This is a genomic window from Rhodococcus sp. R1101 (assembly GCF_000278445.1).
In the GTDB taxonomy this organism is placed as follows: Bacteria; Actinomycetota; Actinomycetes; order Mycobacteriales; family Mycobacteriaceae; genus Rhodococcus; species Rhodococcus gordoniae.
This window is the reverse complement of sequence record NZ_AJVB01000079.1, coordinates 1-12,021: the sequence shown is the minus strand read 5'-3', so window position 1 is coordinate 12,021 and position 12,021 is coordinate 1. Positions and strand designations below refer to the sequence as shown.

The 12,021-nt window shown below is 68.1% G+C and carries 6 protein-coding genes; all 6 read right to left on the bottom strand.

Going from position 1 to position 12,021, the window contains the following annotated elements; all coding sequences use genetic code 11:
• Nucleotides 1-5,321, bottom strand: a 5,321-nt coding sequence (locus R1101_RS0108145; RefSeq protein WP_016932948.1) for a non-ribosomal peptide synthetase, incomplete at its 3' end; no start/stop codon positions are given.
• Nucleotides 5,322-5,817: 496 nt separating this feature from the next.
• Nucleotides 5,818-6,168, bottom strand: coding sequence for a hypothetical protein (locus R1101_RS0108140; protein WP_016932947.1), 351 nt, complete (start codon nt 6,166-6,168; stop codon nt 5,818-5,820).
• Nucleotides 6,169-6,233: 65 nt separating this feature from the next.
• Nucleotides 6,234-8,180 carry an acetoacetate--CoA ligase gene (locus R1101_RS0108135; RefSeq protein ID WP_016932946.1) on the bottom strand — a complete coding sequence of 649 codons (1,947 nt, stop codon included), beginning with the start codon at nt 8,178-8,180 and terminating at the stop codon, nt 6,234-6,236.
• A gap of 167 nt (nt 8,181-8,347) precedes the next feature.
• A complete protein-coding gene (locus R1101_RS0108130; RefSeq protein WP_016932945.1) occupies nt 8,348-8,617 on the bottom strand; it encodes a GlsB/YeaQ/YmgE family stress response membrane protein in 270 nt (89 codons plus the stop codon).
• 146 nt (nt 8,618-8,763) lie between these two features.
• Nucleotides 8,764-10,431: an AMP-binding protein gene (locus R1101_RS0108125; protein WP_016932944.1), complete on the bottom strand. Its 1,668-nt coding sequence runs from the start codon at nt 10,429-10,431 to the stop codon at nt 8,764-8,766.
• Nucleotides 10,432-10,526: 95 nt separating this feature from the next.
• Complete coding sequence (locus tag R1101_RS0108120) at nt 10,527-11,834, bottom strand: MFS transporter (protein WP_232284702.1); 1,308 nt, start codon at nt 11,832-11,834, stop codon at nt 10,527-10,529.
• Nucleotides 11,835-12,021 lie beyond the last annotated feature (187 nt).

The window sequence follows — 12,021 nt, the reverse complement described above, 5'->3', positions numbered from 1 at the left end:
ATCGGTCCGGACGGCTCGAGGAGGCCTCGCGTCGAGACGATCGTGGTTTCCGTCGGACCGTAGGCGTTGTAGAACCGGCGGCCGGGGGCCCAACGGGACACGAGGTCGGCGGTGGACACGTCACCACCGACGTTCACGAGACGCAAGGTGTCGAGTCCGCTCGGGTCGACGGAACCGAGTACCGCCGGGGTGATGACCGCGTGGGTGACCCCGGTGCGTTCGATGAGCGCGCGCAGTTCGGCGCCGCCGTAGATCGTCGGCGGTGTCACGACGAGTTCGGCGCCGGTGGACCCGGCCAGCGTCCAGTCGAGGACCGACGGGTCGAAGCTCGGAGAGCAGACGTGCAGGAGTTTCGATTCCTCTGTCACGCCGTACAATTCGACGCTCTCGCAGACGAGGCCGGCGAGACCGCGGTGGGTGACCGCGACGCCCTTGGGCTTGCCCGTGGAGCCGGAGGTGTAGATGACGTACGCGGTGTGGTCGAGCCGCAGCGGCGCCGCGCGATCGGCGTCGGTGAGCGGACCGTCCGGGTAGGACGCGCAGGACGCGACGAACTCGGGGTCGTCGAGCCGGATCCACTCGGTGCCCGAAGGCAGACCGGTGGCATATTCCCCGGTCGTCAGGCCGAAGACGGCCGACGAGTCGTCGAGCATGTGGGTGACACGTTCGGCCGGGTATTCCGGGTCGACGGGTGTGTAGCCGGCGCCGGTCTTGGCGACCGACCACACGGCGAGGACCATCTCCCACGACCGCGGGAAGGCGAGGGCGACGATGCCGTCGGGACGAGCACCGCGCGCGACGAGGTTCCGGGCGATGCGGTTCGACCAGGTGTCGAGTTCGCGGTAGGTCAGGACGGTGTCGCGGTCGCGGACGGCGACACGATCGGGATGGTCGACGGCGCCGGTGGTCAGCAACTCCACGAGGGTGCGGGCTTCGGCCGGCTCGGGCCCCTTCGCGGTGAGGAGGCGATCGGCCTCTCCGGGCGAGAGGATCGCGAGGTCGCCCACGCAGGTCGACGGGTCGGCGACGATCCCGGCGAGGATCCGGGCGAAGCGTTCGGCGAAGACGGCGACCGTCTCGGCATCGAACAGATCGGTGGCATATTCGAACAGTGCGTCGAGACCGGCGGGTTCGCCGTCGTCGCCGGTCTTCTCGGTGACCCAGAGCTGGATGTCGAACTTCGAGATCGGCACGTCGAGTTCGGCACCGACGGCGTGCACCCCCGCGAACGAGATGTCGCGTGCGGTTCCGGGTTCGAGGGACAGCGCGGCCTGGAACAGCGGGTGGCGCGCGGTGGACCGGGGCGGATTGAGTACCTCGACGAGTCGCTCGAAGGGGACGTCGGCGTTCGAGAAGGCGGTCAGGTCGGTTTCCCGGACACTGCCGAGATACTCCTCGAACGACACGCCGGGATCGATCCGGGTGCGCAGGACGAGGGTGTTGACGAACATGCCGATCAGGTCGTCGAGGTCCTTCTCCCCGCGACCCGCGACCGCGGTACCGATGGCGATGTCGTCGGACCCGCTGAGCCGGGACAGCAGCGCCGCATAGGCCGCGTGGACGACCATGAACAGCGATGCCTGCTGTTTACGGGCGAGGTGGACGAGACCGCGGTGGGTCTCGGCATCGATCTCGAAGCGGTGCTTGTCGCCACTGTAGGACGAGACGGCGGGCCGGCTCCGATCGGCGGGCAGATCGAGCTGGTCGGGCAGACCGTCGAGCTCGTTCACCCAGTAGTCGAGTTGCTGCGCGGCAACGGAATTCGGGTCGGCTTCGTCACCGAGGGCCTCGCGTTGCCAGACCGCATAGTCGGCGTACTGGACGGGAAGCGGTGTCCAGTTCGGCTTGTCCCCCTCGACGCGGGCGCTGTATGCCGTGACGACGTCGCGGGCGAACGGGCCGAACGAGGAGCCGTCGGCGGCGATGTGGTGCAGCACCATCGCCAGGACGTAGCGGTCGGGGGCGAGCCGGTAGAGCGCGACCCGGAAGGGGACGTCGCGGACGACGTCGAAACCGCGACTCGCGAGATCGACGACGGCGCCGCGCAGATCCTGCTCGTCGACGTCGATCGGCTCGAGCGGGACGACGACCTGCTCGACCGGAAGGATCACCTGCTGCGGTTCGCCGTCCCTCTCGGGGTAGACGGTCCGCAACGTCTCGTGTCGCGCCACCACGTCGGCGAAGGCGTCGGACACCGCGCCGGGATCGACCGTGCCGGTGAGCTGCACCGTGAACGGGAGGTTGTAGGCGGCGGTGCTGACGTCGAAGCGGTTGAGGAACCAGATCCGTTGCTGCGCAGTCGACAACGGGAGTACGTCGGGTCGGGGGCGGGCGACGAGCGGCGATCGCGCGCCGGTGCCGATCTGCTTGGCGAGCCGCGTCGCGAGACCCACGACGGTGGACGCCTCGAACAGCACACGCACGGGCACCTGGGTGTCGAGCGCGGCCCCGATCCGGGAGACCACCTGGGTGGCGACGAGGGAGTTGCCGCCGAGTTCGAAGAAGTCGTCGTCGAGACCCACACGGTCGATGCCGAGGACCTCCCCGAACGCTTCGGAGACGGCACGTTCGGCAGGCGTGCGCGGCTCACGGAAGATGCGGGTACTGCTGAAGACCGGCTCCGGCAGCGCCTTCCTGTCGAGCTTGCCGCTCGTGTTGAGCGGCAGTGCGTCGAGCACCATGAGCGACGCCGGGACCATGTACGACGGCAGGGAACGGCCGGCGTGGTCGGCGAGATCGGAGGTGTCGATCGTGCGGCCGGGGGCGGCCACGACGTACCCGACGAGCTGATCGCCGGTGGGAGTCGCCACCACGAGCACGACGGCCTGCGAAACGGCGGGATGCGTGAGGAGCACCGTTTCGATCTCGCCGAGCTCGATGCGCTGGCCGCGGAACTTGACCTGGAAGTCGGTGCGTCCGATGTACTCGAGCAGACCCGCACCGTCGTCCGTGGTCTCCCACCGCACCAGGTCGCCGGTGCGGTACATGCGCTCGCCCGGCCCGCCGAACGGATCGGCGAGAAAACGATCCGAGGTCAGGTCGGGACGATCGAGATAACCACGCGCGAGCTGGATACCGGCGAGGTACAGCTCGCCGGGACGCCCCACCGGCACCGGGCGCAACCGCCGGTCGAGGACGTACGCGCGGCTGTTCCACTGCGGAATGCCGATCGGGACGCTGTGCACGTCGCCGGGGGCGGCCCGATGGTAGGTGATGGACACCGCGGCTTCGGTGGGGCCGTACAGGTTGTGGAGCCCGGCCGGGCACATCCGCGCGAAGTCCGCGGCGGTCCCGGACGGCAGCGCCTCACCGATGACGAAGACGTGCCGCAACGAATCACATGTTCCGGCAGGCGCATTGGCGACGAAGACGGTGAGCATCGACGGCACGAAGTCGGTGATCGTGACCCCGTGCTCGGCGATCTTGTCCGCCACGTAGACCGGGTCGCGGTGCCCGTCGGGCGTCGCGACCACGAGGGTCGCGCCGACGCGCAGGGGCATGAAGAAACCCCACAGCGACACGTCGAAGGTCGTCGCGGTCTTCTGCAGGTACACATCGGAGGACGTCAGACCGTACTGGTCGTTCATCCACTGGATCTGGTTGTCGATCGCGACGTGGCTCACCGCCACGCCCTTCGGCCGTCCCGTCGAGCCCGACGTGAAGATGACATAGGCGGTCGTGTCCGGCAGGATCGGGCCGCGCCGTTCGGCGTCGGTGAGCGGCGTCGCGTCGAACCGCGAGTGGTCGAAGGTGTCGACCTCGATCGTGGGGATGCCCTCGGGCAGCGTCACGTCGTCGCGTGCCGTGGTGAGCACCGCCGCGGGGTGGGCGGTCTCGAGGATGTAGGCGGTGCGATCGGCCGGGTGGTCGGGGTCGATCGGCACCCAGGCGCCACCCGCCTCGACGATCGCGTACATGCCGACGACGAGGTCGAACGAGCGGCGGACACACAGTCCGACGAGCGATTCGGGTCCGACACCGAGGTCGACCAGGGCGCGGGCGAGGCTGTTCACCCGTGCCGCGAACTCGGCGTAGGTGAGCGACTCGCCCTCGAAGACCAGTGCGGTCGCGTCGGGAGCGACGGCGACCCGCTCGTGGAACTCCGCGAGCAGGTCGCGGCGCTGCACAGGGTGATCGGTGCGGTTCCAGTCGCGGACGACGTGTTCGAGTTCGGTACGGCCGGCGAGCGGGATGTCCCAGACGGGCCGGTCCGAAGCCGAGCCGACGAACCGGTCGAAGAACTCGACGAACCGTCCGTGGTCGGCGGCGGACCGGTCGGGTCCGTAGAGGTTCGGGTTCGACTCGAAGTCGATGTGGGTGCTGTCGCCGCTGGTGTAGATGTTGACGCCGAGGTCCTCGATCAGACCGGTCGACAGGATGTTGATCCGCCCGACCATGTCGCCGAGGCGGACCTCGTTGTCGAACAGCATGATGTTGACCCACGGACCGAAGAAGGTGGATTGTGCTCCACCCGCGGTGGTCGCGTCGCGGTCGCGGACGATGTCCTCGTGCCGGTAGCGCTGGTGCCGCAGGGCACCCGAGACGGCGGCGCCCGACGCCACGATCAGATCGTGCACGGTGGTCTCGTCGGTCACGCTCAGGCGGAGCGGCACGACGTTCGAGACCATGCTGCCGGAGCGGCGCAGCAGCGCGGTGGTGCGCGCCGCGACAGGCAGGCTCAGGACGACGTCGGTCTGTCCGGTCATCTGGGCGACGTAGGCCGCGAACGCCGCGATGACCGCGGTGGCCAGGCTCGTGTTCTCCCGCTCGGTCAGTTCGCGGACGCGCCGTTCGGTGTCGTCGGACAGCGCGGCGCTGTCGATGCGGCTGACCGGGGCGGGCGCCGCGGTGCGGCCGGCGAGGCTCGTGGCCTCCTCGATGCCCTCGATCTGTCGTGCCCAGTACTCGCGGTCGTCGGCGAACCGCTTCGACCCGCGGTACTCCATTTCGATCTCGTAGACCTTGCGCAGATCGGACGCGAGACTCGGGGGCGGTTCGACACCGTCGACCGCGGCCGTGTAGAGCTCGGCGATGCGGGTCATGAACGTCGCGGCGGCGAAACCGTCGAGCGCGAGATGATGAACGCGGTTGTACCAGAAGTAACGACGGTCACCGATGCGCAGCACCGTGGCGGAGATCAGCCGGTCGCGGAGGACGTCGACGGGACGGCTGCGATCGTTGCGCATCCAGTCGAGCGCGGCCTGGCGGGGATCGGGCTCGCCCCGAAGATCCTCGTATCCGACGGACTCTTCGAGAGTGGGGTCGACGAGCTGGTAGGGCTGGGCGTCGACCTCGATGAACCGGAGGAAACCCGATCCCATCTCGTGGGCGGCGCGGACACTTGCGGCACGCAGCAGGTCGCGGTCGAGGTCCCCCGTCGAGTTCGACGTACTGAGCGATGTTGGCGGGCACCGTCGGATCGACGTGCTGGGCGAACCACATGCCCAGCTGTGCCGGCGAGAGCGGAAAGGCCCCGGGCGGCACGATGCCCTGCGCGTTCGCCGCTTCCGATCCGCCGCTACCCAGCGAGTCCAATCCCCAACCTCTCTCTCACCGTCGCGCAACCCCCATCGGCGGCAGCTTGCGCAGCGCACAACCTTCTCGGTTTATCTGCTGACCAGGTGGGAATCGTTACGACGCGGCCGGGCGGTAGGACTCTCCGCAGGACCGGACGCAGCAACGAATCCCCGGCCTTTCGGCCGAGGCGCCCGAAGCAGGTTACCCGCCGGTCATCACCGGAGCCCATGACATACGCACCGGGACCAATCTACAGGGTGCCCACCCGGCGCCGACCGGCTGTCACCCGAGTGCGGACGATCACGTCCACGCCACGGCGATGATCACATTGAGAATGCCCAGACCACCGGCGACGTGGGCGAGGGTCGCGGTCGAGCCGGGGTTCTGCTTCTCCTTCTTCATGCCGATGATCGCGACGACGAGGATGGCGAGGGCGACCAGCAGCTTGATGCCGATCTTCATGTGGTCGAGGTCCGCGTCGTTCGCTTCGTTCAGTCCGACCAGCGCCAGACCCGAGACGACCTGCAGGATGGCGCCGTGCAGCATGCCCGCGACGACACGCGGATCCTTGATGACCGCGAGCCACGAGCCGATGATGCCGGCGAGACCGATGAAGTGCAGGATCAGGAAGATCTTGATAGCGATGTCCATGGGCGCAATCCGACCATTCGGGGCGGGGACTGTCCAGTTAGGTGACACTCATGGTGTGCCCTGGATCACGCCTGGTCGCGGTACCAGTCGAGCAGGTCGGGTTCGTCGATCGCGGTGCGGTCGACGACGCGGCCGGGATCGGCTCCCTGCAGGATTCGTTTGAGCGGTACCTCGAGTTTCTTTCCGGTGCGGGTGTGCGGTACGCCGGGTGCGGCGACGATCTCGTCCGGTACGTGCCGCGGGGAGGCGTGTTCGCGCACGGCCGTGCGGATACGTTCCTTCAGATCTTCGGTGAGTGCGGCACCGTCGGCAAGGACGACGAACAGCGGCATCCGGTACGTGCCGTCGGGTTGTTCGATGCCGAGGACGAGCGACTCGACGACCTCGGGCAGGTTCTCCACGGCCTGGTAGATATCGGCACTGCCCATCCGCACACCGTGGCGGTTGAGGGTGGAGTCGGACCTGCCGTGCATCTCGAAGGTTCCGCGCTCGGTGATCGTGATCCAGTCGCCGTGGCGCCACACGCCCGGATAGACGGAGAAGTAGGCGTCGCGGTAGCGACTGCCGTCCGGGTCGTTCCAGAACCGCACGGGCATGGACGGCATGGGGACGGTCACCACGAGTTCTCCGACCTCTCCGCGCACCGGCCGGCCCGCTTCGTCGAACGCGTCGACGGCCACACCGAGGCAGGGTACCGAGATCTCCCCCGGCCACACCGGCACCGTGGGAACGGCGCCGACGAAGGCCGTGACGACGTCGGTCCCGCCGGAGATCGACATCACCTGCACGTGCTCGCCGGCGTTGTCCGACAGCCACGCCGACGACGAGGCGGGCAGCGTCGCCCCGGTGACCCCGACAGCGCGGAGGGCCGACAGATCGTGGTCCGCCTGCGGGACGACACCGGCCTTGATACACGCCAGCACGTAGCCGGGGCTCGTCCCCAGCACCGTGACGTGTTCGTCGGCGGCGATCCGCCACAGGCGGTCGACCTCGGGGTGGGACGGGGCGCCGTCGTAGGTGACGACGGTGCACCCCACGAGCAGCCCCGACAGCAGGAAGTTCCACATCATCCAACTCGGGCCGGTGTACCAGAAGAAGCGGTCGCCGGGTCGGAGATCGAGGTGCAGCGACAACGCCTTCAGGTGCTCGAGCAGCACACCACCGTGGCCGTGCACCAAGCCTTTCGGTGGGCCGGTGGTGCCGGAGGAGAAGACCACCCACAACGGATGGTCGAAGGGAACGGGCAGGGGTTCGAGAGGGGCGTCGCCGGAGACGGCGTCCCGCCAGTCCAGAACGGTCCCGGTCTGCCCGGACGTGTCGAACGATGTCTCACCCTCCGACACGACGACCGTCAGGGCGAGGCCGGGCATCGCGGCGCGGAGTCTGTCCACCTCGTCGACGCGGTCGTACCGGCGACCCGCGTACCGGTAACCGGTCGCCGTGACGAGTGCTCGTGGTTCGAGCCGGCCCAGACGGTCGATCGCCGCGGGTGCGGCGTAGTCCTGTCCGCATCCGGCCCAGACCGCACCGATACTCGCCGTGGCGAGCAGGGCGACGATCGCTTCGGGGATGTTCGGCAGGTAACCGACGACACGATCACCCTCCCCCACCCCGTGCGCGCGGAGCGTCGCGGCGAGCGCGGCCGTCCGGCGTTCGAGTTCGGACCAGCAGACCTCGCGGCGGTGTCCTTCCTCGTCGAGGTGGACGACGGCGGCCTCGTCGGGTGGACGCTCACGGAAGACGTACTCGGCGAAGTTCAGTCGAGCTCCCGGGAACCACACGGCGCCGGGCATGGAGGCGTCCGCGAGAGCCGGGCCGGGGTCGGTGTGGGAGACGACGTCGAAGGCGTCCCACACGGCCTGCCAGAATGTGCCGGGCTCGTCGACGGACCACTGCCACAACGCCCGGTAGCCGGGCAGGTCGAGCCCGTGTCTACCCTCCACGAACCGGGTGAACCCGGTGACGTTCGCCTCCTCGACGTCGACGTCGGTCGGGATCCATTGCGGTTCCACCACTGTTCACCTCCCCGTCCGGGACCACCTCTGCGCACGTGGTCCGGGAGCGCATCCAGGCACGGCCGGAGGCTCCGCCCGGACCGGCCGCGGACCGTCGTGCACGGGCGACTGCCGGTGCACGACGTTCGCGGCGTCCGAGCGGAGCCCCGCGCGACGACTCGCGGCTATCGCCGCTCGCGCGTCGCAGACGTGTAGATGAGGGTGAGCACCACAGCCACGGCGATGGAGATGATCCAGCGGATCCAGTCGATGCCGGAGGTGTTCTCGTTGCCTTCGGACGAGATCAGACCCCAGATCCAGTAGCCGATCAGCGCACCGATGATGCCGATGACGATGGTGATGAGCATCCCCATCGCCTGCTTACCGGGGATCACCAACCGGGCGAGGATACCGATGACTGCGCCGAAGATGATCGTGCCGATGATTTGTCCCATGGTGAGCCTCTCTGTTCGGCGCCGCACCCGGGGGCGGCGCAACCTCGACGACCATGTACCCCATCAGTGTCGATCATGAACGTCTCACACGAGGCGGATTCGACGTGCCTTTCGAGTGAACATCCTTCTCCGGCAGGGCCGTGGTCTCACCGGCCCCCGTCCGCTCGTGTCGCCTCGAGCAAGGCGATCGCCTGCTCGCGCATCTCCACCTTGCGGACCTTCCCGGTCACCGTCATCGGGAACTCCTCGACCACGTGCACGTAGCGCGGGATCTTGTAGTGGGCGAGCTTTCCGGTGCAGAACGTCCGGAGCGAATCGGCATCGAGCGGTTCGGCGCCCTCGCGCATCCGGATCCACGCCATGAGTTCCTCGCCGTACTTCGTGTCGGGCACGCCGACGACCTGGGCGTCGAGGATGTCCGGATGGGTGTAGAGGAATTCCTCGATCTCGCGGGGATAGATGTTCTCCCCTCCCCTGATGACCATGTCCTTGATCCGGCCGGTCACCGAGACGTATCCGTCCTCGTCCATGACGCCGATGTCACCGGTGTGCATCCATCGGGCCGTGTCGATCGCCTCGGCGGTCTTGTCGGGCTGATCCCAGTAGCCGAGCATCACCGAATAGCCGCGCGTGCACAGTTCACCGGGCTCCCCCCGCGGCACGGTCAGCCCGGTGACCGGGTCGACGATCTTGACCTCGAGATGCGGGCCGACACGCCCGACGGTGCTCACCCGCCGTTCGATGCTGTCGTCGCTGCGGGTCTGTGTGGACACCGGCGAGGTCTCGGTCATGCCGTAGCAGATGGAGACCTCGCTCATGCCCATCCGGTCGATCACCTGCTTCATCACCTCCACCGGACACGGCGATCCCGCCATGATTCCGGTCCGCAGACTCGACAGGTCGTAGTTCTCGAATCCGGGGTCGGCCAGTTCGGCGATGAACATCGTCGGCACCCCGTACAGCGACGTGCACTTCTCCTCGGCGACGGCACCGAGCGTCGCGGCGGGGTCGAATCCCGGCGCCGGCAACACGATGGTCGCGCCGTGACTCGTGCACGCGAGGTTGCCCATCGTCATCCCGAAGCAGTGGTACAGCGGCACGGGAATACACACCCGGTCGTGTTCGGTGTAGTGGCACAGCTCGCCGACGAAGAAACCGTTGTTGAGCACGTTGTGGTGACTGAGAGTGGCGCCCTTGGGGAAACCGGTGGTGCCCGAGGTGTACTGGATGTTGATGGGATCGTCGGGCGACAGGGCCGCCTGGGCCGCGTCGAGCGGTGCCCGGTCCTCGGCGAGCGCAGCGCGACCGGTGTCGACGAGGTCGTCCCACCGCGGCGAGCCGAGGAGGACGACGTCCTCGAGATCGGGACAGTTGGGCCGGACGGTCTCGATCATCTGCGCGTAGTCGGAGGTCTTGAACGTCGGGGCGGACACCAGCATCCGAATGCCCGCCTGCTCGAGCACGTACTGCAGCTCGTGTGACCGGTAGGCAGGATTGATGTTGACGAGGATCGCTCCGATCTTCGCCGTCGCGTACTGCACGAGCACCCACTGCCAGCAGTTGGGCGCCCAGATGCCGACGCGGTCGCCCTTGACGATGCCCGACCGCAGCATGCCGAGCGCGAGCACGTCGACATCCGCGACGAATTCGGTGTAACTCCAGCGCTTTCCGGCGGCGGAATCGACAAGCGCCTCACGGTCGCCGAAGCGGGCGGCGGTGCGGTCGAGGTTGTCGCCGATGGTGTCGCCGAGCAGCGGGACATCCCAGGCACCCTGGGTGTAGCTCGGCAGACGGTCGACGTCGAGGCCGGACATCGCATTCTCCTTCTCGAGACGGGGATACGGCTGTGGTGGCGGTCGTCGGGCTGCTGCCGAACGACCGCCACCGGGGGTGGATCGGTGGGGGTGGATCAGAGGGCCCGGTCGCGGGTCTCCACGAGCGCCGCGGTGCAGACCAGGCTCACGAGGCCGATTCCGGCCAGCATGATCCCGATCGCGATGCCGCCGTAGGAGGCGGCGAGCGGTGCGGCGATCATCGGCGGGATGGCACCGCCGAGGACACCGGCGAAGTTGTAGCCGAGACCGGCACCGGTGTAGCGGTAGCGGGTCGCGAACATCTCGGGCAGCAGTGCTCCGCACGGCCCGTAGGCGATACCGAAGATCGCGAGGGTGATCATCATTCCGAGCACGAACGCGATCGGTGAACCGGTGTCGAGGAGCGGGAACAACACCAGTGCCCAGACCACGGAGAACGCGCACGAGACCATGATGACCTTCCGGCGCCCGACGCGGTCGGAATACAGCGCGGACAGCACGATCGCGAGACCGAACACCAGCGACGAGGCGATACCCACCATGAGGACGAACGGCCGGTCGAACCCGAGCTTCGAGGTTGCGTAGCTGGTCAGGTAGGCCGTCCCCATGTAGAAGAAGGCGAACATGATGGCCAGCGCACCGCCGGCGAGGAAGATCTCCTTGGCCTGGTAGCGCAGCGCGTCGAGGAAGGGCAGCCGGCGCGGGGCCTGGGGCTCCGCGACCGGGGTGCCACGACGGGCTTCCTGTTCTGTACGGAGGCGAGCCTCCTGATCTGCGCGGAAGACGGGGGTTTCTTCGATGGCGAGGCGCATGTAGAGGCCGATGCCCACCAGAACGATGCTGAGCAGGAACGGGATCCGCCAGCCGTAGTTCAGGAAGGCGTCGTTGGTGTCGCCGAGGGCGAGACCGGTGAACAGGAAGGTGCCGCTCGACAGTGCGAAGGCGATGGCGGGACCGAGCTGCGGGAACATCGCATACAGACCGCGTTGACCCGGTGGCGCGTATTCGGCGGTGAGCAGCGTCGCGCCGGCCCACTCGCCGCCCACGGCGAATCCTTGGGCGAAGCGCAACAGCACGAGGATGATCGGGGCGGCGACGCCGATGGTCTCGGCGCCGGGCAGAAGGCCGATGAGCAGCGTGGAGATGCCCATCAGCAGCAGCGTGGAGATGAGTGTCTTCTTGCGGCCGATGCGATCACCGAAGTGCCCGAACAGCATTGCACCCACGGGGCGGGCGATGAACGCGACCGCGAAGGTCGCGAAGGAGGCGACGGTACCCGCGGTCGATCCGAGCGCCGGGAAGAAGACCGTCGGGAAGACGAGCGCGGCAGCGGTGCCGTAGATGAAGAAGTCGTAGAACTCGATCGTCGTGCCCATGCAACTGGCCACGGCGACGCGCCGGATACCGGGCCCGTCCTTCTTCTGCCCCGCACGGCGGGGCGCGGATGAGTCGGGACGGGAACGTCCCACCGGTCCGGCGACGGGGGGTTCGGCAGCCCCCGGGGTCGACACACTGGTCACGTGAGTCCTCCGTTGTCCGTTCGAACCGCGGGCGTGGTCGCCTCCGCGGATGAACGAAATGTAGTGATGC